Genomic DNA, 21,282 nt, shown 5'->3' with positions numbered 1-21,282 from the left:
CCCGCCCCCCCCCCCCCCCCCCCCCCCCCCCCCCCCCCCCCCCCACCCCCCCCCCCCCCCCCCCCCCCCCCCAACACCCCCCCCCCCCCCGGCGGCCCCCCCCCCCCCCCCCCCCCGGCGCTCTACGTCCACGGACCTCAGTACGCCGCCTGCACCTCGAACAGCGCGAACGGGCTGGGCCGCTCGGTGTCCTGGTACGGCCGCAGCGGGGACGTCGTCCCGCGGTGCGCCGAGCCCGCCTCCCACTCCTTGAAGGCGGCCATGCTCTCCCACTCGCTGAGCACCGCGTACGCGCCGTCGTCGGTCAGCTCGCGCAGCAGCTCGTTGCCCAGCAGACCCGGCGTGCCCGCCAGGTCCTCGCTGATCCGGTGGTACGCCTTCTCGACGGCCTCCACCTCGCCGGCCGCCGGCCGCAGGTGCAGCAGGATCCGCACCCGGCCCGGGGCGCCGCTCATCCGGCGACCTCGACCAGCCGCATCATCGCCAGCGAGCCGCCCGTGCGGTACGGGTGCAGCTTCTCGCGGTGGGCGACGTGCTCCGGGCTGCGCTCGAAGGCCAGGAAGGACTCCATGTCCGTCCAGTCGCTCGCCACGAAGTACACCGACTCCTCGCCCGGCTTCGCGCTGCGCGCCAGGGTGTGCCCGAGGTTCGCCGGCTGCGCCGTGACCTCCTTGCTGCCCTCCGTCCACACCCGCTCGAAGTCGGCCTCCCTGCCGGGGACGACCTGGACGGTCAGCAGGACGCGGAACGAGCCCGTCGTGGCGGCCACCTCAGACACCCCCGTCGACGTGCAGGGTCTCGCCGTTGACGTACGTGGACAGGTCGCTGGCCAGGAACAGCACCGCGCCGGCGATCTCCTCCGGGCGGCCGAACCGGCCCAGCGCCATCATCCGCAGGTAGCGCTCGTTGTACGCGGCGCGCTGCTCGTCGGTCAGCTCGTCCGGCTCCGAGGTGTCGATGACGCCCGGGGCCACCACGTTGAAGCGGATGCCCTTGCCGCCCAGCTCCTTGCACAGCGAGCGGGTCAGGCCCACCAGACCGGCCTTGGAGGCGGTGTAGTGGCCGCGCAGTGGAATGCCCGCCATCGCGCCGCGGGAGCCGATGTTGATGACCGAGGAGCCCTCGCGGAGCATCGGCAGCGCCTTGCTGATCACCATGAACGGGCCGGTGAGGTTGGTGGTGACGACCCGCTCCCACTCCTCGAACGGCAGCTGGGCGAACGGGATCTGGCTGATCACACCGGCGTTGTTGACCAGCACGTCCAGCGTCTCGAAGCGGTCCCGGCAGGCCTGGAGCACCGTCTCCACGCCCTCCGCCGTGCCCACGTCCGCGCGGACCAGGGCGTGGTCGCCGCCGATCTCCTTCAGCTCGCGGGCCAGGCTGTCCACGGCCTCGCCCTCCTGCCGGTAGCAGGTCACCACCGTGGCGCCGGCCTTCGCCAGGGCCAGCACAGTGGCCCGGCCGATACCCCGGCTGCCACCGGTGACCAGCGCGTTCTTGCCCACCAGTCGAAGTTCCATCTCGTCTTCCTCCGTACGGGATCGGGTGATCAGCGGGTACTCAGCGGGCCGCCGGCACGGGGCGGCACTCCAGGACCGCCCAGCGGCCGGCGGCCGGTTCGTTCACGAGCTCGAAGCCCGCGGTCGCGAGCAGCGCGCGCCACTGCTGCTCGGAGCGCTCGCGTCCGCCGAAGCGGACCAGCATGTCCAGGTCCAGGAGCTTGCCCCGGTCCCACTCGTTGGCCGGGCCCACCAGGAACTCGCAGATCAGCAGGCGGCCTTCGGGGTTGCCGGCGAGGGCCTCGCGGATCCGGCCGAGGATCGCGGCCGCCTTCTCGTCGTCCCAGTCGTGCAGCACGGCCTTCAGCACGTACGCGTCGGCGCCCTTCGGCAGCTCCTCGAAGAAGTCGCCCGGGACCACGTCCACCCGGTCCGCGACGCCCGCCTCGCCGAAGATCTTGTCGGCCTCCGCCACCACCGACGGGCGGTCCACCAGCGTGCCCCGCACCTCCGGGTGCCGGGCGAGCAGCTCGGCCAGGAACAGGCCGCGGCCGCCGCCGACGTCGGTGATCCGGCCGTACCGCCCGAACTCGTAGCCGTCGAGCAGCATCCGCGCGGTCGCGTGGCTCATGCCGGTCATCGCCCGGTCGAACAGCGCGCCCGCCCGCGGGTCCTGCTCCAGGTGCTCGAAGAAGGTGTGCCCGTACGCGGCCTCGAAGGCCGGCTCCCCGGTCTTCACCGTGTGCATCAGCCGGCCGTACGAACGCCACAGCATCTCGTCGCCGTTGTAGAGCACCATGTCCCGCTGGCTGCCCGGGACACCCGAACGCAGGTGAGAACTCACCTCGTTGAGCGCGATCCGGCCGTCGGCCTCCTCGGTGAACACCCCGAACGCGGCGGCGACCCGCAGTACCCGGCCCAGCGAGTCCGCGTGTGCGTCGGTCCGCTCGGCCAGCTCGGCCACGGTCAGCGGGCCGTCGGCCAGCGCGTCGGCGACGCCCAGCTCGGCGACCACGTGCAGCACCCGGGATATCCGTTTGCCGTCGGTCAGCAGCAACAGCCGTACGTGGGGCGGCAGCGCGGCGGTCATCGCCGGGCCGACCACACCGGTCATGGTGTCCACACCTTCTCCTAGGCTCTGGGAAGTCAGATGAGTACGGCGGTCGCGCCGACGTTCGCCAGCAGCGCGGCGACGGCCAGCAGGCCCCGCACCCGGTTCCACCGGATCCAGCGCTCGCGCGGGTCGCGCCGGTCGAAGTCGGCCGGCAGCGCCTGCGGGTCGAGCGTCGAAAGCCAGCGGTTGATCGGCACGTTCTTCGTCAGCGACACCGTCATCGCGCAGGCGAGCAGCAGCGCGCCGAGCGCCGCGAGCACCCGCACCGCGGTCAGCGGCGCGGTCGCCACCAGGGCGAGGTCGCACAGCAGACAGCTCAGCAGCGAGATCGGCATGAACGGGTCGAAGCGGGTGACCAGCCCCTTGTGCACCGGGACGTACATCCCGGTCGGCAGCGTGTTGAACAGGGGCGCCGCGAGCACCGAGATCGCGAGACCGCCGGCCGCGAGACCACCGGCCAACAGCGCCGCGGGCATCAGTATCCGCATCGGGTCCACCACGCATCACCCTTCCGAAGCTGCCGCCCCGCCGCGCCGTGCGGCGGGACCACTGCGACGACTCTCGGATCCGCAGGTCGAAACGGACTCGAAGACGGCTCGATCGCGCCCCACCAGGCCAAAAACGCCCGCCGTCGAGCACCCCTCCACAGCGAATCGAGCAGGTGGCAGCAGGGTGGCCGGGACATCAACCGTGGACCGGGAGTCGTGATGCTTGAGGAAGTGCTGAGCGGGGTCGTACTGATCGGGACGGGGACCGTCACGGGGATCTTCGTGGCTGTCCTGGTCAGTGTGGGACCCGCCATGTCGGCCATGGGACGCGCCGAGTACCTCCGGGCCCACGCCCTGCTGGGCAAGGGCTACCACCCGCTGATGCCGATCCTGGTCAACCTCGTGACCATCAGCGGGTTCGTGCTCGGCTGGCTCGCGCCCTCGCCGGGCGACGTGCTGTTTCCCGTGGCCGCCGTGCTGCTCATCGGCGTGCAGGCCGTCTCGCACCTCGGCAACGTGCCGATCAACCGCTCCCTGAGCGCACTCTCCGAGAACGGCCCCTGGAAGGACCCGCGGCCGCTCTGGCGCGCCTGGCACCGGCTGCGTACGGCCCTCGCCGCGCTCGCCCTGACGGCCGTCACCTTCGCGGTGCTCGCCACCCCCTGAACCGCATGCTCCTAGGAGGAGGAACCGCCATGCCACTCGACGCCATCACCTATCGCGTCCGGCCCGGATGCGAGGACGACCTGATGGAGGTGTTCTCGCCGCACAACTTCACCCGGGTCGACTCGCCCGTCATCAAGGACGACGCGGGCGCCACCGTCGGAATGCTGCTCGGTACCGGCCTGTTCGTGCAGGGCGACACGGTGATCCGGGTCATCCACCACGACGGGGTCAGCGCGGCCCGCGTCGCCCGGCACATGTCGGTGCAGAACGGGGTCCACGAGGCCGAGCGGGCGATCCTGCCGTTCCTCGTCGAACCCCGCGACACCGAGACCCCCGAGGGCTTCCGGCAGCACTTCCACCGCAGCCTGATGACCGCCCTCGAACAGCACAGCCCCGACGAGCGGCCCGCGGCCGGCACCGTCGCGCTGCGCCACCAGCTCCGCAAGGGCGCGGGCGCCGCGCTGGCCCTGGAGCGCGGCACGGTCAACCGCAAGGCCTCGCTGCTGCTGTCCGCGGACCATCCGACGATCGTCCGCACGGCGCTGTTCCTGCACGAGGACACCCTCGTCCGGGTCGTCCAGTACGACGGCCACCCGTACGACGTCGTCGGCTACCTGACCGACCGGTGCTTCGGACAGGACGCCGACGCCTGGCTGGAGCCGTACCTGGAGCACCCCGCGCGCCCGGACCACCCGGACGCGTACCTGGCCCTGGTGCACGAGCAGGCGATGATCTCCGTCGCCCACATGTCCGTCCTGGGCGTGGACTACTGACCGCACGCCGCCCGCCGTACGCACGAAACCGCCGCCGGGCCCGGGCCCGGCGGCGGTTCCGTGTCGCGTCGCGGCGTGTCACACCTCGGGGTGGTCGAACCACTCGCCGAGCTTGGTGCCCATCAGCGGGCTGCCGCGCAGCTTCAGCTTGCCGGTGAGGAACGCCTTCGCGCCGGGCAGCTTGCCCACGCCCATCGCCAGCATGTCGGGGAACTTGATCCCGATCGTGATGTCCGGGCTGTCGTGCTGCCCCTTGTCGGTGCTGCACGCGCCGGCCTCGACCGCGACGTAGTGGAGCTTCTGCCCCTCCGAGGAGGCGATGTCGAACTGGAAGACGCCCTTCTGGCCCTCCGCCTTCTTCGGGTTGAACTCCGAGACGAGGAGCTCGAAGATCAGCGTCAGCGCCGCGTCCAGACCGCCGTCGCGCTCGGCGACGGCCGCCTCCAGCTGCTTCGACGGCACCGTCTCGACGAGCTCGATCAGCTCCGTCACCTGTTCCTGCTGCACACTCATCGGTTCTCCTCCTGCAACTCGCGCTCTCGGGACATGTCGTGGAGCGGTTCGAGCAGCTGCATCTCGCCGCCCGCCCGCATCGGCCACAGCCGCTGCAGATACGCCTGCTGCTCCGGGCTCTGCTCGAACGCCCGGAACGTGGGCTCGTCGGTCCAGTCGGTCAGCACCGTGTAGCTGCCGGTCTCCCCGCTCAGCCGCAGCAGCTGCTGGCCGTGGTTGTCGGGGAAGGTGCGGACCGTACGGGAGTGGGAGAGCCACAGCTCCTCGAACTCCGCCTCGCGCCCGGGCAGGATCCGGATCCGGAGCAGGACCCGCAGTGCCGGCGCGGTCACGACCGCACCGCCGCCTGCTCCACCAGGCCCTTGATCCGGGCCATCTCCCGACGGGTGTTGGTGTTCAGCCGCTCGGCCATCTCCGGGTCGCCGAACGGCAGCCCCTCGCGGACGGCGAACTCCTGCCGCCAGCGCATCTCCACACCGGCGTCGGTCTGCTCGTACGACCAGTACAGGTCCATGAACTCGAACGGGCCCGTCTCGATCCGCCGGGCGCGCACCGTCCGCGTCGCCGGGTCCGGGGTGCGCTCGGAGACCCAGCTCCACACCTGGCCGTTCTCGTCCGGGTGCAGGGTGAGCCGGAAGCGCAGGGTCGCCCCGTCGCGCTCCAGGATCTCCGCCGCCGCGTACTCGGAGAACAGCTGCGGCCAGGAGGCGACGTCGTTCGTCATGTCCCACACCAGGTCCATCGGCGCGTCGATGACGATGCTGTTGTCGGTGGCCGCCATGTCAGGCCGCCGCGAGGCTGGTGTTGACGTAGTCGATGACGTCCTGCGGCGAGTTCATGTCCTCGATGGCCTCGTCGGGGATCTGCAGGCCGTACTCGCGCTGGATCTGGCTGGCTATCTCCAGGACCGCGAGGGAGTCGTAGCCGATGTCGGTGAAGTCGGCCGCGAGGTGCTCCTCGGACAGCTCCTCGGTCTCACCGGTGCACCGGCTCATGATCTCCTTGAGGTCGCCGAAGGTCATGGTGGTGCTGCTCATCTGTTCCTCCTGGGGACGTGGTGGGGCATGGGCGAGCGGTGTTCGATCGGTCGTGAGGGTGGGTCCGGTCCTCAGACGGAGCGGAGGACCAGTGCGGCGTTGAAGCCGCCGTAGCCGCGGCTGAGGACCAGCGCGGTGCGCAGCCGGGCCTCGCGGGGCCAGTCGGTCACGAGGTCGAGCCGGTGTGCCCGGTCCGGACGAATGTTCACCGACGGGGGGATGACCTGGTCGCGCAGCGCCAGCGCCGCCGCGGCCGCGTCGAGGGCGGCGCCCCCGGCGTACAGCCGGCCGGTCATCGTCTTCGGCACGGACACCGGCACCCCTGCCGGGCCGAAGACCGCGGTGATCGCCTCGGCCTCCTGCCGGTCGAGCTCCGGCACGCCGTGGCCGTCCGCGAAGACCACGTCGACGTCCCCGGGCGCACAGCCCGCCTCGGCGAGCGCCAGCTCGGCGGCCCGCCGCAGGCCCGGCTCCCGGCCCGAACCGGGACGCGGGTCGAAGGTGGCGGCGTAGCCGGCGAGCTCGGCGTACAGCCGCGGGGCCCCGCGGCGCTCCGCGTCCGCGCGGCTCTCCACGGTCAGGATCGCGCCGCCCTCGCCCGGCACGTATCCGCTCGCCGCGGGGTCGAAGGGCACGAACGCGCGGTCCGGCCGCTGCTCCTCGCTGAGCCGGCCGTTGGACAGCTGGCAGACCAGGCCGTACGGGGAGAGCGAGGCGTCGGTGCCGCCGGACACCACCAGCTTCGTGCCCTTGCCGAGCACCCGCCGGGACTGCGCCAGCGCGTCCAGACCGCCGGCCTGCTCCGAGCAGACCACGCTGCAGGGCCCGCGCATGCCGTGCCGGATGGACAGCTGGCCGGTGGTGGCCGCGTAGAACCAGGCGATGGCCATGTACGCGCCGACCGCCTGCGGACCCTCCGCGTACAGCTTCTGCAGCTCGCGCTGGCCGAACTCGACGCCGCCGGAGGAGTTCGCGGTGATGACCGCCATGTCCAGGTCGGCGAACGCCTCGGTGTCCACGGCCGCGTCGGCCAGGGCCTCGTTGGTGGCGGCGAACGCGTACTGCGTCATCGCGTCGGTCTCGCTGACCAGCCGCTGCGGCGCGTGGTCCGCCGGGTCGAAGCCGTCCGCCTCGCCCGCCACCCGCACCGGGTAGCGCTCGGGGTCGAAGCGGGTGATCCGGCCGAGCCCGGACTTGCCGTCCAGGGTCGCCTGCCACCAGGCCTCCCGGTCAAGCCCGTTGGGCGCGACGATGCCGATGCCGGTGATGACGGACGACATCATGCCGACCTCCTCGGGGACGTGAGCACCACCGCGCTCTGGAAGCCGCCGAAGCCGCTGCCGACGCTCAGGACCACGTCGAGCTCCGCCTCGCGCGCGGTGCCCGGCACATAGTCCAGGTCGCACTCGGGGTCCGGCTCCTCGTAGTTGGCGGTCGGCGGGATCGCGCCCCGGTCCATGGCCAGAGCGCTGGCCGCGATCTCGATCGAGCCGATCGAGCCGAGCGAGTGGCCCACCATCGACTTGATCGAGCTGACCGGGATGTCGTACGCGTGGTGACCGAGGCTCCGCTTGTACGCGGCCGTCTCGTGCCGGTCGTTCTGCTTGGTGCCGCTGCCGTGGGCGTTGGCGTAGTCGATCTCGTCCGGGTTGATCCGGGCCTCGTCGAGCGCGGCGGTGATCGCCTCGCCCATCTCCCGGCCGTCCGGCCGCAGTCCGGTCATGTGGTAGCCGTTGGCGCGGGCCGCGTAGCCGGCCACCTCGCAGTAGATCTTCGCGCCGCGGCGCAGCGCGTGCTCCCGCTCCTCGATCACGAACACCGCCGAGCCCTCGCCGAGCACCAGCCCGTTGCGCCGCCGGTCGAACGGCCGGCAGGCGTGCTCCGGGTCGTCGTTGCTGGTCGAGGAGGCCCGCAGGGTGTCGAAGCAGGACACCGTGATCGGGTAGATCGGCGCGTCTGTCGCGCCGGCCACCATCACGTCCGCCGAACCCTCGCGGATCAGGTCCACCGCGTACCCGACGGCGTCGATGCCCGCGCAGCAGCCGGAGCTGACCACGGTCGTCGGGCCCTCCGCGCCCGCCGCCCACGCCACCTCGGTGGCGAGCGAGCTGGACATCACGTACGAGTACAGATGCGGCTTCATGTACCCCTGGTCGACCAGCCACTGGCGGCCGTTGTCGCTGACCGTGCGGTACTCCTGCTCCATGGAGATCGCGTTGCCGACGCCGTTGCCGACGCTGACGCCGACCCGGTGCGGATTCTCCGCGTCCATGTCGATGCCGCTGTCCGCGAGCGCCTCCCGGGCGGCGACGATCGCGAACTGGCCGGCCCGGTCGGTGCGCCGGATCTCCTGGTACGACAGTCCGGCGGCCTCGGGGTCGAAGTCGCACTCCGCGCCGATACGGCTGCGGAACGGCGTCGGGTCGAACAGGGTGATCCGCCGCGTCGCCGTACGGCCCTTGACGATCATCTCCCAGAAGTTCTCCCGGCCCGGCTGACCGGGCGCGACCACGCCGATGCCGGTGATGACTGCTCTGCCGGTCATCCCGCGCCTCCGACCTCGGGCAGCGTGCCCTCGCCGGGCAGCGGCTCGCAGTCGACGTGGCCCAGCTCGGGGCGCGGCGCGAGGGGGCTGAGGAAGAAGGCCACGAACGCCTGCTCGTCGCCCGGGTTCTCGATGCGGTGCCGCACGCCGATCGGGACCATGAAGGACTCGCCGGGCTCCAGGATCAGCTCCTCGCCCTCGATCCGGAGCAGGATCCGGCCGCGGATCGTGTGGAAGAACTCCTCGGAGTGCGGGTGGTAGTGCTCGGAGACGAACTCCCCGGGCTCCAGCGTGCCGACGCCCATGAAGCCCGAGGTCGCGCCGCAGGTCTTGGGGCTGAGCAGGACACGCAGATCGCCGCCGCGCTTGCGGTTCGGCGGCACGTCGTCGATGGCGACCTTGATGAGGTCGGTGGTCTGCATTGGGTGCTCCACAGATGGGGGACGGATCCCGGACCGGCGAGCGGCCCGCGGGACGGGTGCGGCGGACGGTCAGGGGGTCCAGCTGTAGAAGGTCTCGGCCATCGAGTCCTTCGGCTCCCGCCAGTCGGGGGAGTAGGGCGTCATGAACTCCTGGAGCCGGGTGTTGATGTCCTCGTACAGCGGGTGGCTGCGGGCCTTGTACAGGTTGGGCGTGATCGACTCGTCCGCCTCCACCAGGTGGAAGTACAGGCCGTGGAAACGGAACAGGGTGCGCCGCTGGACCCCGATCATGTGCGGCAGGTCGGTGGCGTCGGACTCGGCGAACAGCGCGGCCACCTTGTCCGCGTCGTCGTGGTCCATGCGCGCGACGATGAGTGTGCGATGAGCCATGGGTACTCCTTGTGGGTGGCGCCCGGAGCGGTCGGGCTTCCGGCGGCCGGTGAGCGGTCCGGCCTGCCGGTTGTGATGATTCATCGGGCGGCTTGAGCCGGTGTCCAGGCCAACTCGACGTCAGATTCGAGCCGTTCCACGCCCTGGTGCGAGCTGTTCGGCGCCGGCCTGGGGGGACCTCTCCGCGTACTCCCGGGGCAGGAGTACGGCGGTCACGGCGGCGACGGCGGCGAAACCGGCCAGGTACGTCCACAGCGGCAGCACGCCCACGAGTCGCGACAACTGCCCGCCGACGCCCGCGCCGAGCGCCGCGCCCAGATAGAACAGGCCCATCATCCGGCCGCGATGGCCCTCCGGCGCGGTCTCCGCCGTGGTGCTCAGGCCCACCGGGCCGAACACCAGCTCGCCGCAGGCCACGAACAGGAACGCGCCGAGCAGCCACACCGCCGACACCGGACCGGCACCGCCCGCCGCGAACCAGGCCCCCGTCGCGAGCACCGCGAACCCGGCCGCCCCGAACCCCAGGCCCACCGAGAACTTCCGACCCGAACCGGACCGGCCGGCGACCCGCAGCCACACCCAGGCGAACGCCGGGGCGAGCAGCAGCAGGAACAGCGGATGCGCGGACTGGAACCAGCTCGCCGGAACGAGGAAACCGGCCACCTCCCGGTCGGTGTGCTCCCGCGCGAACAGGCTGAACACCGAGCCCAGCTGCCCGAACATCGCCCAGAACAGCACCGACGGCGCGAACACCCGCAGATAGCCCCGGACCCGCGCCCGCTCGGCCGTGCCGAGCTCGCCGCCGCGCAGCAGCCGCCGGAAGTACCAGACCGGCGCGATCAGCGCGCCGATCCCGCACAGCGCGAGCACCGGGTGCAGCGCCGCCCCGCCGGCGGCCAGCGCGCCCGCCGCGAGCAGCACCGCGACCGCCAGCGCCGCCCACGCGCCGCGCACCAGCCGCCGCAGCGACTCCGGCGGCAGCGGACGGCTCGGCCCGGTGCGGGCGCCGCGCAGCGTCGGCGCGCCGTGCAGGTACTGCAGCACGCCGAAGACCATGCCGACGGCGGCCGCGCCGAAGCCGAGGTGCCAGGCGACCCGCTCGCCGAGCGCACCGGTCACCAGCGGCCCGAGCAGGGCGCTGACCTGGACGCTCATGTAGAAGAGGGAGAACGCCGCCTGCCGCTGCGCGCTGGAGGCGCCCGGGTTCATCTGGTCGAACATCACCGGCAGGTTGGGCTTGAGCAGCCCCGTGCCGCAGGCCACCAGCATCAGCCCCAGATAGAACGCGGTGGTCGCCGGCACCGCCATGCAGGCATGCCCGGCCGCGATCACCAGCGCCCCCGACAGCATCGCCCGGTGGGTGCCGAGCACCCGGTCGCCGAGCCAGCCGCCGGGCATCGCGGCCAGGAACGACGCCGAGATGTACAGGCCGAACAGCGCGCCCGCCGTGCCGTCCGACAGACCGAGGCCGCCCTCGGCGCGCGGCGCGGTCGCGTACAGGAACAGCAGGGCCTGCATGCCGTAGAAGCTGAACCGCTCCCACATGTCCGTCATGAACAGGGTGCTGAACCAGCGCTCACGGAACAGCGTGTGGAGCGGACGGTCGGGTCTGTCGGCGCTGCTCACAGCGCGATGCCGCCGTCGATCTGCACGACCTGGCCGGTGATGTAGTCGGCCTGGTCGGACAGCAGGAACGCGACCAGTTCGGCGACGGACTCGGCGCTGCCGAACCGGCCCATGGCGACCTTCCCCAGCGCCGCCTCGCGGGCCTTGGGCGTCATCCCGTCGAGCATGTCGGTCTCGATGAACCCTGGCGCGACCGCGTTCACCCGCACCCCGTACGGGGCGACCTCCTTGGCCAGCGCGCGGGTCATGCCGTTCAGGCCGGCCTTGGCGGTGGCGTAGTTCGTCTGGCCCGGGTTGCCGTACACCCCGATCACCGACGACACGTTCACGATCGCGCCCGCCCGGCGGGTGAGCAGCCCGCGCACCACCGCGCGGGTCACGTGGAACGCGCCGTCCAGGCTGGTGCCGACCACGGACTGCCAGTCCTTCGCCGACATCAGCGCCATCGGCCGGTCCTTCAGCACGCCCGCCGAGTTGACCACCGCGTACGGCGAGCCCAGCTTCTCCTCCGCCCCCTCGACGAAGGCGCGGACCGCCTCCGGGTCGGTGACGTCGCACACCGCGTGGTGCACCGCCGCGCCCTCGCCGGCGATCAGGCGGGCCGTCTCCAGGGCCGCCTCGTCCGCCGCGCGGGAGCAGAACGCGATGTCGTAGCCGGCCCGCGCGAGCCGCACCGCGATCGCCCGGCCGATGCCCCGCGAGCCGCCCGTCACCAGCGCACAGCGCCTGTCGGTCATCTCGGCCATTTCCCGGTCTCCTTCGCTGCCGCCGCGGCCGGGCGGCTGCCGCGGCCGCGGCGAGCATCGGACAGTGGCCTCGAGGCAGACTCGAAGGGCGCACGTCACGCTGCCGCCATGGTGGAGAACCTCTTCGAGCAGAACCTGTTGTGGGCCGTACTGGCCGCGGTCTTCTGGTGCTTCGCGGCGCGCGGCGCCCGCTGCCTGGCGGCCCGGCGCACCGCGCGTGCGCTGCGCCGCCGGGCCAGGCTCGGCCTCGTCCTGCTGTCCGTGTCGCTGCTGGTGCTGGCCCTGCGCGTGGGCCTCGCCCTCGCCCTCGCCGGCGAGGCCGGCCGGCGGGCCGCCGACGACTTCGTCCTCTTCGCGGCCGTACCGCTGGTCCTGGCGGGCGCGGTCGTGGCGGTGTTCGCGGTACCGGCGTACGTGCGGCTGATGCGGCGGACGGCCGCGCCCGCCCACGACGGGCCGCCCGCCCACGACGGGCCCGTCCCCGCCGAGCTGCGGCGCGCCGCCGCCGACCCGCGGCTCGTCGTGCCCGTCCGGATCTGCTTCTGGACGAGCGTCGCCGCCGCCGCGCTCACCCTCCACCCGCCGGCCCCCTCGTACACCGGCCCGTTCCTGCTCGAACTCGCGCTGCTCGCGGTGGCCGCGGGCGCGCTGCTGCTGTTCCAGCAGCGCCGTCGCGCCGAACTCGCCGCGCCCGGGTGGACGCCGCCGTCCACGGCGCGGCGCATGGTGCGGCCGACCGCGCTGCTCACCTCCGTCGCCCTGCTGTCCACCGGCGGCTGCACGCTGATGTGGCAGGAGAGCCGGCTGCCGGCCAAGGTCGGCAACGCCCACCACCAGCACGCGTACGACACCGGGGGCGGCCGCGCCGCGGGCGCGGCCCCGGTCCGCGACCTCGCAGGCTTCACCGGCCCGCGCACCGGACAGCCCACCGCCCGCTTCACCCTCAACGCCACCAGCCGCACCATGAGCCTCGCCTCCGGCGAGAAGGTCCAGGCCCTCGCCTTCAACGGCTCGCTCCCCGGGCCCGAACTGCGCATGAAGCGCGGCGAGCTGGTCGAGGTCACGCTCGTCAACCAGAACGTCTCCGAGGGCGTCACCCTGCACTGGCACGGCGTCGACGTCCCCAACGCCGAGGACGGCGTCGCCGGCGTCACCCAGAACGCGGTCAAGCCCGGGCAGCGTCACGTGTACCGGTTCCGGCCGCCGCGCGCCGGCACCTTCTGGTACCACTCCCACCAGCAGTCCAGCAGCGTCGTCACCCGCGGCCTGTTCGGCGCGCTGGTCGTCGAGGAGCCCGGCCCCCGCCCCGAGGGCGTCGACCGGACCGTCGTCGCCCACGCCTGGCCGGTCGTCGGCGGCAAGGGCGAACAGGGCGGACCGCACCGCGGCGGAGGCGGCGCGCTCAGCGGGCAGAACGGGGCGGGCGGCCTGCTGCGCACCGCGCTCGGCGACGACACCCGGCGCCGCCAGGAGACGGTCGCAGCCGGCACGCCCGTACGGCTGCGCCTGGTCAACGCCGACAACTGCCCCCGCACGTACTCCCTGGCCGGGACCCCGTACCAGGTCGCCGCGATCGACGGCAACGAGGTGAACGCCCCCACCGACCTGAAGGACCGGCTGCTGCGGATCGCCGGCGGCGGCCGCGTCGACGTCACCTTCCGCCAGCCCGCCGGACCCGTGCACCTGACCGTCGTCGGCGACGCCAACGCCTCCGGCGCCTCCCACGGCTTCGAGGGCTGCGGCGAGGACGGCGCGTACGGCACCGGCCGCACCGAGACCGCCTCGCTGCTGCTCGCCCCGGGCGGCGCCGCGGCGAAGACGCCGCCGCAGGTCACCGGCCCGCTGTTCGACCCGCTGCACTACGGCAGCCGCACCCCGACCCCGTTCGGCGCAGGCACCCGCTACGACCGGGACTTCCACCTCGTCCTCGGCAACAGCGTCGGCTTCTTCGACGGCCGGCCCATGATGATGTGGACGATCAACAACGCGGTCTACCCCGACATCCCCGCACTGCTCGTGAAGGAGGGCGACACCGTGCGCACCTCCTTCGTCAACCGCAGCCTCGACGACCATCCCATGCACCTGCACGGCCACCGCATGCTCGTGCTCTCCCGCGACGGCGTGCCCGCCACCGGCAGCCCCTGGTGGACCGACACCCTGAACGTCGCGCCCGGCGAGCGGTACGAGGTCGCCTTCCGCGCCGACAACCCCGGACTGTGGATGGACCACTGCCACAACCTCGACCACGCCCGCGACGGCATGGTGCTGCACCTCGCCTACGACGGCGTGACCAGCCCCTACGAGGCCGGAAGGTCCAGCGGCAACCTGCCGGAGTGAGCGAGCAGCCGCTCACGGGCCTCGCGCACGCACCGCCTGTCCTCCCCGGGCCCCAGCGCCCGGGGAGGCAGCGTCGCCACCACCACGCTGCGGCCCGACCGCACCGCCTCGTGCCCGCGCGCGAGCACCGTCAGGCTTTGCGACGGGCCGGCCTCCACCAGGACCCGGTCCTCCGCCGCGAGGACCCGGTCCAGCGTCGGCCGGAACATGACCGGCGTGACCGGCTGCGCCGCCCAGAACCCCGGGTCCACCGCCTCGTCCGCCGTCAACAGCCCGCCCGTGTACGCCGAGTACAGCGGAGTGCGGGGCGGCGACAGCCGCAGCCTCCGCACCAGCGCCTGCGCCGGCGCGACCAGCGGGGCGAGCGCCGGGCTGTGGTACGGCGTCCGCGAGGCGAGCCGCCGGAACGTACGGCCGTCCGCGGCCAGCCGCCGCGCCACCGCCTCCAGCGGCCCGTCCGGCCCGGACAGCACCGTGTGCCGCGGCGCGTTCACCGCCGCCACCACCACACCCCCGCCCACGTACGAGGCCAGGTCCTGCGGCGCGGCCGCCACCGCCAGCATCCCGCCCGCCGGGGTGGACCGCTGCAGCCCCACCCGGTCCCACAGCAGCCGCACCGCGTCCTCCAGGGTGAACACCCCCGCAAGCACGGCGGCCGTGAACTCGCCCATGCTGTGCCCGAGATACGCGTCCGGGCGCACCCCCCAGCCCTCCACGAGCCGCGCCATCGCGTAGTTCACCGCGAACAGCAGCGGCGCGGAGCGGACGTCGGCCTCCATCGGCACCTCCGGCTCGGCCGCCAGCCAGTCCGCGCGGGCGGCCCGGCCCTCCGCCCCGAGCAGGCCCAGGACCTCGTCCACGGCCTCGGTGAACACCGGCTCGTGCCCGTAGAGCCCGGTCGCCATGCGCGGATGCTGCGCCCCGGTCCCCGGGAGCATCAGGACGACGGAACGGCGCTGAGGAAGAGTCATGCCACCAGCGTGGTCCGCACCGATCGAGCCGTTCTCCAGCGCCCCATGCAGAAGGGTTCGAGCCCGCCTTGAGCACCGCGGCGCATCCTGCACCGCATGAGCGTTGTCGAGGAAACGCCCCCGAGACCCGGGACCAGAACCGGCACTCCACCTCCCCAGGACGGCTGCCTGCGCGACCGGGCGGCGGAACTCGCCGCCCTGCGCGAGCGGGTGCGCAGCGGGCCCGGCGAGAGGGCCACCGAGGCGCAGCACGCCAAGGGGAAACTGACCGCACGCGAGCGGATCGCCCTGCTCTTCGACGAGGGCACGTTCTCGGAGATCGAGGAGCTGCGCCGGCACCGCGCCACCGGCTTCGGCCTGGAGGACCGCCGCCCGCACACCGACGGCGTGGTCACCGGCTGGGGCAAGGTGCACGGCCGCACCGTGTTCGCCTACGCCCACGACTTCCGGATCTTCGGCGGGGCGCTCGGCGAGGCCCACGCCGAGAAGATCCACAAGCTGATGGACCTGGCCGAGGCCGCCGGAGCGCCGATCGTCGGCCTCTGCGACGGCGCCGGCGCGAGGATCCAGGAGGGCGTCACCGCCCTGGCGGGCTACGGCGGAATCTTCACCCGCAACGTCCGCAACTCCGGTGTGATCCCCCAGATCAGCGTCATCCTGGGCCCCTGCGCCGGCGGCGCGGCCTACTCCCCGGCGCTGACCGACTTCGTCTTCATGGTGCGCGGCACGGCCCAGATGTTCATCACCGGGCCGGACGTGGTGCAGGCCGTCACCGGCGAGGTCATCACCCACGACGCGCTGGGCGGCGCCGACGCCCACGCCTCCGTCTCCGGCGTCGCGCACTTCGCCTGCGACGACGAGGAGTCCTGCCTGGAGGACGTGCGCCATCTGCTGTCGCTGCTGCCCGCGAACAACCGCGAACTGCCGCCGGCCGCGCCCTCGGAGGATCCGGCGGACCGCCGTACCGAGGCGCTGCTCGACCTGGTCCCGGCCGACCCGGGCCGCGCATACGACATGCGGGCCGTGATCGAGGAGATCGTCGACGACGGCGACTACCTGGAGATCCAGGAGAGCTGGGCGACCAACATCGTCTGCGCGCTGGCCCGGCTCGACGGGCAGGTGGTGGGCGTCGTGGCCAACCAGCCGTCCGCGTTCGCCGGCGTCCTGGACATCCACGCCTCGGAGAAGGCGGCCCGCTTCGTCCAGACCTGCGACTCGTTCAACATCCCGCTGGTCACCCTCGTCGACGTGCCCGGTTTCCTGCCCGGCGTCGACCAGGAGCACGGCGGCATCATCCGGCACGGCGCGAAACTGCTGTACGCGTACTGCAACGCCACCGTCCCGCGCGTGCAGCTGATCCTGCGCAAGGCGTACGGCGGCGCGTACATCGTCATGGACTCGCGCTCCATCGGCACCGACGTGTCGCTGGCCTGGCCCAGCAACGAGATCGCCGTGATGGGCGCGGAGGGCGCCGCGAACGTGGTGTTCCGGCGCGAGATCGCCGCCGCGGCCGACCCGGACGCGACCCGGGCCCGCCTGGTGAAGGAGTACCGCGCCGAGCTGATGCACCCGTACTACGCGGCCGAACGCGGCCTGGTGGACAGCGTCATCGACCCGGCGGAAACAAGGATCCGCCTGATCGACGCCCTGGCGATGCTCCGGGCCAAGCACGCCCCTCTGCCCAGCCGCAAACACGGAAACCAGCCGCAATGACGGAGATCAGGGTGCTCCGCGGCGCCCCGACGCCGGAGGAACTGGCCGCCTGCGTCCTGGTGCTCCAGGCCCTCGCAGCAGGCCGCGCGGCCGACCGCACGACCCCAGGCGGCCCCCCGACGGCCGTCTGGCCAAGAACAGCAGCCCCCCTGGCAACCCCGGCCCCGTCCTGGTGGGCATCGGGCCGAGCGGGGGCGTGGCGGGCGTAGGGGAGAGGGGCGGGGGCGGATGTGCGGCCACCCCCGCCGCCCCGCCAGGGGCGGGGGGCTGTGTCAATGTGCGGCTCCGCCGCGTGGGCGCGACAAGCCACAACCGACCCGCACGTCACCCCCGCGCCCCCGCGGAACGCGCTACGCCGGGAGCCCCAGCTCCCGCGCGATCAGCATCCGCTGCACCTCGCTCGTGCCCTCGCCGATCTCGAGGATCTTCGAGTCCCGCCACATCCGCGCGACCGGGTACTCGTTCATGAACCCGTACCCGCCGTGGATCTGCGTCGCGTCCCGCGCGTTGTCGACGGCGACGGTCGACGAGTACAGCTTCGCCACCGCCGCCTCCTTCTTGAACGGCTCGCCCAGCACGAGCCGCGACGCCGCGTCGCGCCAGCCGATGCGGGCCATGTGCGCCCGCGTCTCCATGTCCGCGATCTTGAACTGGATCGCCTGGTACGTGCTGATCGGCGAGCCGAAGGCGTGACGTTCCTTCGCGTACTTCACGGACTCGTCCACACACCCCTGCGCGAGACCGGTGGCGAGCGCCGCGATCGCGATCCGCCCCTCGTCCAGGATCCGCAGGAACTGCGCGTACCCGCGCCCCTCCTCGCCGAGGAGGTTCTCCACCGGCACCCGCACGTTGTCGAAGGAGAGTTCACGCGTGTCGGAGGCGTTCCAGCCGACCTTGGAGTACGGGGCGGCGACGGTGAACCCGGGCGTCCCGGACGGCACGATGATCGACGAGATGAGCGGCCGCCCGTCGTCCTTCCGCCCGGTGACGGCGGTGACGGTCACCAGACCGGTGATGTCGGTCCCGGAGTTGGTGATGAAGCACTTGGACCCGTTGATCACCCAGTGGTCGCCGTCGCGGACGGCGGTCGTCCGGGTGCCGCCCGCGTCCGAGCCCGCGCCGGGCTCGGTGAGTCCGAACGCGCCGAGCATCTCGCCGGAGCACAGCTTCGGCAGCCAGGTGGCCTTCTGCTCCTCGGTGCCGAACCGGTAGACCGGCATCGCGCCGAGCGAGACGCCCGCCTCCAGGGTGATGGCCACGGAGGAGTCGACCCGGGCCAGCTCCTCCAGGGCGATGCCGAGGGCCAGGTAGTCGCCGCCCATGCCGCCGTACTCCTCGGGGAACGGCAGGCCGAACAGGCCCATCTGCCCCATCTGGCGGACGATCTCGTACGGGAACTCGTGTCGCTCGTAGTAGTCGCCGATCTTCGGGGCGACCACGTCGTGGGCGAACTCCTCGACGGTACGGCGGAGTTCCTCGTGCTCGGGGGTGAGCCGGTGGTCGAGGGACATGTTCGTCACTCCTTGTGGGAGAGGGCGCGGACGGTACGGGAGGGGCTGGGGCGGCCCAGCTGTTCGGCCATCCACCCGCTCGTGGCGGTGAGGGCGGCCAGGTCGACCCCGGTCTCGATGCCGAGGCCGCGGAGCATCCACACCAGGTCCTCGGTGGCGAGGTTGCCGGTGGCGGACTTGGCGTACGGGCAGCCGCCGAGGCCGCCGGCGGACGCGTCGACGGTGGTGACGCCGTGCCGGAGCGCGGCGAGCGTGTTGGACAGGGCCTGCCCGTAGGTGTCGTGGAAGTGCACGGCGATGCGGGACGTGGGCACGCCCGCGTCGTTCAGACCCCGCAGCAGGGCCTGGACGTGGCCGGGGGTGGCGACGCCGATGGTGTCGCCGAGGCTGAGCTCGTCGCACCCCATGTCGGCGAGGGCCTTGGTGACGCGCACGACCTGGTCGACCGGGACGGCGCCCTCCCAGGGGTCGCCGAAGCACATCGACAGGTATCCGCGCACGTCCATGCCCTCGTCCTTGGCCCGGGCCACGACCGGCTCGAACATGGCGAGCGCCTCGTCGACGGTCCGGTTGAGGTTGGCCTTGGCGAAGGACTCGGTCGCGGAGGCGAAGACGGCGACGTGCCGGGCGCCGAGGGCGAGCGCGCGGTCGAGGCCGCGCTCGTTGGGCACGAGCACGGGCAGCCGTACGGGCAGGTCCCGCACACGGGGGAACAGGTCCTCCGCGTCGGCGAGCTGGGGCACCCACTTGGGGTGCACGAAGCTGGTCGCCTCGACGGTGTCGAGCCCGGCGGCGGCGAGCCGCCGCACGAACTCGGCCTTGACGTCGGTCGGGACGACGGTCTTCTCGTTCTGCAGCCCGTCGCGCGGCCCGACCTCGTGGATCCGCACGCGGGCGGGGAGCGCGGGGTCGGCCACGGTCATGGGCAGCCCGGACACGGTCATGCTTCCTCCCTGGGCGTCACGACGGCGAGGACCTGGTCCATGGCGACGGTGGTCCCGGGCGTCACGTCGAGCTCGGTGACGGTGCCGGCGTGCGGGGCGGAGATGACGTGCTCCATCTTCATCGCCTCGACGACCAGCAGACTCTGCCCGGCCTCGACCTCGTCACCGACGGCGACCTTCACGACGGTCACGGTGCCGGGCATCGGCGCGGCGAGCGTGTCGGCCCCGCCGTGCCGCGCGCCGGAGAGCGCGGCGGCGACGGGATCGTGGTCCTGCACGTACCAGGAGTCGCCGTCCCGCCCGAACCAGAGCCCGTCGGGGGCGGGGGTGCACGCGAACGTGTGGGTGAGACCGTCGAGTTCGACGGTGAGCAGGCCGCCCTCGGCGGCGACGGTCCGCGCGGTGCGGGGGTCGGTGACCCCGGACCCCTCCGGCAGCAGGACCTCCACGCCCCGCCCGGCGGCGCGGGTGCGCACCTCGACGGGGTCGTGGCCCGGGATGCGGAAGTGCCGGACGGTCCACGCGGGCGTACCGCCGAGACGCCAGCCGTCGGCGACCCCGAAGGGGTCGACCCAGCCGTCGGCGGCATGCTCGCCCCGGGCGACCAGCGCCGCGGCGGCGTACACCTCCGCCGGCACCCCCTCCGGCAGAAGCCCGGGCAGGTCCCGCTCCACCAGTCCCGTGTCCAACTCGCCCGAGACGACATCGGGGTGGGCCAGCAGCCGGCGCAGGAACCCGGCGTTCGTCTGGACGCCCAGCGTGACCGTGTCCGTGAGGGCGGCCCGCAGCTTGCGGAGGGCCGAGGGGCGGTCCTTCGCGTGGACGATGACCTTCGCGAGCATCGGGTCGTACAGGCTGCCGACCTCCGTGCCCTGCGACAGGCCGGAGTCCGTGCGGACTCCGTCGCCCGCGGGTTCGTGCAGGGCGAGGACCGTGCCGCCCGAAGGCAGGAAGCCGCGCGCGGGGTCCTCCGCGCAGATGCGCGCCTCGATCGCCCAGCCGTCGAGCCGGACGTCCGCCTGGCCGAAGCCCAGCAGCTCGCCCGCGGCGACCCGCAGCTGCCACTCCACCAGGTCGATCCCGGTGATCAGCTCGGTGACCGGGTGCTCCACCTGGAGCCGGGTGTTCATCTCCATGAAGTAGTACGAGGACGGGTCGCCGCCCGGCACGATGAACTCGACCGTGCCCGCGCCCACATACCCGCAGGATCGCGCCGCCTCGACGGCCGCCGCGCCCATCGACTCCCGGATCTCCGGGGTCAGCAGGACCGACGGGGCCTCCTCCACGACCTTCTGGTGGCGTCGCTGCAGCGAGCACTCGCGCTCGCCGAGGTGCACCACGTTGCCGTGCGCGTCGGCGAGGACCTGGATCTCGATGTGCCGCGGCCGGTCGATCCACCGCTCCACGAGCAGCGTGTCGTCGCCGAACGACGACCGCGCCTCGCGCCGCGCCGCCGCGATCTCGTCCGAGAGCACGGACAGGTCGCGCACCAGGCGCATGCCCTTGCCGCCGCCGCCCGCCGAGGGCTTGAGCAGCACCGGCGCGCCCAGCTCCCGGGCCGCCGCCTCCAGTTCGGGGTCGGCCGCGCCGGGGACCACGGGCACGCCCGCGGCCTTCACCGTCTCCTTGGCCCGGATCTTGTCGCCCATCAGGGAGATCGCGGACGCGGGCGGGCCGATGAAGACGAGCCCCGCCTCCGCGCAGGCCGCCGCGAACCCGGCGTTCTCCGCGAGGAAGCCGTACCCCGGGTGCACGGCCTGCGCGCCGGTCCGCCGCGCCGCCTCCAGGAGCGCGGGCACGGACAGGTACGACTCGGAGGCCGCCGGCGGCCCGATCCGTACCGCCGTGTCCGCCTCCCGTACGTGCCGGGCGTCGGCGTCCGCGTCGCTGTACACGGCCACCGAGCGGACGCCGAGCGCCCGCAGGGTGCGGATGACGCGGACCGCGATCTCGCCGCGGTTGGCGACGAGCACTGTGTCGAACATCT

The 21,282-nt window shown here is 73.0% G+C and carries 24 protein-coding genes; 5 read left to right on the top strand and 19 right to left on the bottom strand.

The features are described from left to right. Window positions 1–137 precede the first annotated feature (137 nt). From ACGFMM_RS21340 to ACGFMM_RS21320, 5 genes are read right to left on the bottom strand one after another with little or no spacing between them, the layout of a single operon-like run. Complete coding sequence (locus ACGFMM_RS21340; protein ID WP_393647958.1) at window positions 138–455, bottom strand: antibiotic biosynthesis monooxygenase family protein; 318 nt, start codon at window positions 453–455, stop codon at window positions 138–140. Continuing rightward, the gene (locus ACGFMM_RS21335) at window positions 452–769 is read right to left on the bottom strand and encodes an antibiotic biosynthesis monooxygenase family protein (protein ID WP_393647957.1); all 318 of its coding nucleotides are present in this window, start codon (window positions 767–769) and stop codon (window positions 452–454) included. The genes ACGFMM_RS21340 and ACGFMM_RS21335 overlap by 4 nt, the downstream gene beginning before the upstream one ends. A 1-nt stretch (window position 770) precedes the next feature. Further along, window positions 771–1,520: an SDR family NAD(P)-dependent oxidoreductase gene (locus tag ACGFMM_RS21330; protein ID WP_393647956.1), complete on the bottom strand. Its 750-nt coding sequence runs from the start codon at window positions 1,518–1,520 to the stop codon at window positions 771–773. Between the two features lie 40 nt (window positions 1,521–1,560). Beyond that, window positions 1,561–2,613: a methyltransferase gene (locus ACGFMM_RS21325; protein ID WP_393648135.1), complete on the bottom strand. Its 1,053-nt coding sequence runs from the start codon at window positions 2,611–2,613 to the stop codon at window positions 1,561–1,563. A gap of 32 nt (window positions 2,614–2,645) precedes the next feature. Further along, entirely contained in the window at window positions 2,646–3,101 is a 456-nt protein-coding gene (locus ACGFMM_RS21320; RefSeq protein ID WP_393647955.1) for an anthrone oxygenase family protein, read from the bottom strand. A gap of 219 nt (window positions 3,102–3,320) precedes the next feature. On the opposite strand from ACGFMM_RS21320, the gene ACGFMM_RS21315 reads away from it, so the two are divergent. Then, window positions 3,321–3,767 (top strand): anthrone oxygenase family protein, encoded by a 447-nt coding sequence (locus ACGFMM_RS21315; protein ID WP_393647954.1) that lies wholly within the window; start codon window positions 3,321–3,323, stop codon window positions 3,765–3,767. A gap of 29 nt (window positions 3,768–3,796) precedes the next feature. Next, window positions 3,797–4,540 carry a SchA/CurD-like domain-containing protein gene (locus tag ACGFMM_RS21310; RefSeq protein WP_393647953.1) on the top strand — a complete coding sequence of 248 codons (744 nt, stop codon included), beginning with the start codon at window positions 3,797–3,799 and terminating at the stop codon, window positions 4,538–4,540. 78 nt (window positions 4,541–4,618) lie between these two features. Here the strand turns inward: ACGFMM_RS21310 and ACGFMM_RS21305 are convergent, their stop codons facing one another. The 10 genes from ACGFMM_RS21305 to fabG form a co-directional block, all read right to left on the bottom strand. Then, on the bottom strand, window positions 4,619–5,053 hold the full coding sequence (locus ACGFMM_RS21305) for an SCP2 sterol-binding domain-containing protein (RefSeq protein ID WP_393647952.1): 435 nt from the start codon (window positions 5,051–5,053) through the stop codon (window positions 4,619–4,621). Then, complete coding sequence (locus ACGFMM_RS21300; RefSeq protein ID WP_393647951.1) at window positions 5,050–5,385, bottom strand: antibiotic biosynthesis monooxygenase family protein; 336 nt, start codon at window positions 5,383–5,385, stop codon at window positions 5,050–5,052. The genes ACGFMM_RS21305 and ACGFMM_RS21300 overlap by 4 nt, the downstream gene beginning before the upstream one ends. Further along, complete coding sequence (locus tag ACGFMM_RS21295) at window positions 5,382–5,834, bottom strand: SRPBCC family protein (protein WP_393647950.1); 453 nt, start codon at window positions 5,832–5,834, stop codon at window positions 5,382–5,384. The genes ACGFMM_RS21300 and ACGFMM_RS21295 overlap by 4 nt, the downstream gene beginning before the upstream one ends. Window position 5,835: 1 nt before the next feature. Next, window positions 5,836–6,090, bottom strand: coding sequence for an acyl carrier protein (locus ACGFMM_RS21290; RefSeq protein WP_393647949.1), 255 nt, complete (start codon window positions 6,088–6,090; stop codon window positions 5,836–5,838). 71 nt (window positions 6,091–6,161) lie between these two features. Further along, window positions 6,162–7,373, bottom strand: a complete 1,212-nt coding sequence (locus ACGFMM_RS21285) for a ketosynthase chain-length factor (protein WP_393647948.1) — start codon at window positions 7,371–7,373, stop codon at window positions 6,162–6,164. Beyond that, window positions 7,370–8,635, bottom strand: a complete 1,266-nt coding sequence (locus tag ACGFMM_RS21280) for a beta-ketoacyl-[acyl-carrier-protein] synthase family protein (RefSeq protein ID WP_393647947.1) — start codon at window positions 8,633–8,635, stop codon at window positions 7,370–7,372. Before ACGFMM_RS21280 ends, ACGFMM_RS21285 begins: the two co-directional genes overlap by 4 nt. Continuing rightward, a complete protein-coding gene (locus ACGFMM_RS21275) occupies window positions 8,632–9,057 on the bottom strand; it encodes a cupin domain-containing protein (protein WP_393647946.1) in 426 nt (141 codons plus the stop codon). Before ACGFMM_RS21275 ends, ACGFMM_RS21280 begins: the two co-directional genes overlap by 4 nt. Before the next feature lie 69 nt (window positions 9,058–9,126). Next, entirely contained in the window at window positions 9,127–9,447 is a 321-nt protein-coding gene (locus ACGFMM_RS21270) for a TcmI family type II polyketide cyclase (protein ID WP_393647945.1), read from the bottom strand. A gap of 120 nt (window positions 9,448–9,567) precedes the next feature. Then, a complete protein-coding gene (locus ACGFMM_RS21265; RefSeq protein WP_393647944.1) occupies window positions 9,568–11,073 on the bottom strand; it encodes a peptide MFS transporter in 1,506 nt (501 codons plus the stop codon). Then, a complete protein-coding gene (gene fabG / locus ACGFMM_RS21260) occupies window positions 11,070–11,810 on the bottom strand; it encodes a 3-oxoacyl-ACP reductase FabG (protein ID WP_393648134.1) in 741 nt (246 codons plus the stop codon). Before fabG ends, ACGFMM_RS21265 begins: the two co-directional genes overlap by 4 nt. A gap of 117 nt (window positions 11,811–11,927) precedes the next feature. On the opposite strand from fabG, the gene ACGFMM_RS21255 reads away from it, so the two are divergent. Then, entirely contained in the window at window positions 11,928–14,156 is a 2,229-nt protein-coding gene (locus tag ACGFMM_RS21255) for a multicopper oxidase family protein (RefSeq protein ID WP_393647943.1), read from the top strand. On the opposite strand, the gene ACGFMM_RS21250 is transcribed toward ACGFMM_RS21255, so the two are convergent. Then, complete coding sequence (locus ACGFMM_RS21250) at window positions 14,117–15,127, bottom strand: acyltransferase domain-containing protein (RefSeq protein WP_393647942.1); 1,011 nt, start codon at window positions 15,125–15,127, stop codon at window positions 14,117–14,119. The two genes, ACGFMM_RS21255 and ACGFMM_RS21250, sit on opposite strands and share 40 nt — an antisense overlap. 96 nt (window positions 15,128–15,223) lie before the next feature. Between ACGFMM_RS21250 and ACGFMM_RS21245 the strand changes: the two genes are divergently transcribed. Together ACGFMM_RS21245 and ACGFMM_RS21240 are read left to right on the top strand one after the other, a co-directional pair. After that, window positions 15,224–16,840, top strand: a complete 1,617-nt coding sequence (locus tag ACGFMM_RS21245) for an acyl-CoA carboxylase subunit beta (protein WP_393647941.1) — start codon at window positions 15,224–15,226, stop codon at window positions 16,838–16,840. Next, complete coding sequence (locus ACGFMM_RS21240; protein ID WP_393647940.1) at window positions 16,837–17,049, top strand: acyl-CoA carboxylase epsilon subunit; 213 nt, start codon at window positions 16,837–16,839, stop codon at window positions 17,047–17,049. The genes ACGFMM_RS21245 and ACGFMM_RS21240 overlap by 4 nt, the downstream gene beginning before the upstream one ends. 141 nt (window positions 17,050–17,190) lie before the next feature. On the opposite strand, the gene ACGFMM_RS21235 is transcribed toward ACGFMM_RS21240, so the two are convergent. From ACGFMM_RS21235 to ACGFMM_RS21225, 3 genes are read right to left on the bottom strand one after another with little or no spacing between them, the layout of a single operon-like run. Continuing rightward, window positions 17,191–18,351, bottom strand: a complete 1,161-nt coding sequence (locus ACGFMM_RS21235; protein ID WP_393647939.1) for an acyl-CoA dehydrogenase family protein — start codon at window positions 18,349–18,351, stop codon at window positions 17,191–17,193. 5 nt (window positions 18,352–18,356) lie between these two features. Next, window positions 18,357–19,295: a hydroxymethylglutaryl-CoA lyase gene (locus ACGFMM_RS21230; protein WP_393647938.1), complete on the bottom strand. Its 939-nt coding sequence runs from the start codon at window positions 19,293–19,295 to the stop codon at window positions 18,357–18,359. Then, window positions 19,292–21,280 (bottom strand): acetyl/propionyl/methylcrotonyl-CoA carboxylase subunit alpha, encoded by a 1,989-nt coding sequence (locus ACGFMM_RS21225; RefSeq protein ID WP_393647937.1) that lies wholly within the window; start codon window positions 21,278–21,280, stop codon window positions 19,292–19,294. Before ACGFMM_RS21225 ends, ACGFMM_RS21230 begins: the two co-directional genes overlap by 4 nt. Window positions 21,281–21,282: the final 2 nt, after the last annotated feature.

It is taken from the genome of Streptomyces sp. NPDC048604 (assembly GCF_043199435.1).
Classification (GTDB): Bacteria; Actinomycetota; Actinomycetes; order Streptomycetales; family Streptomycetaceae; genus Streptomyces.
This window is presented reverse-complemented; position numbering and strand designations above follow the sequence as displayed.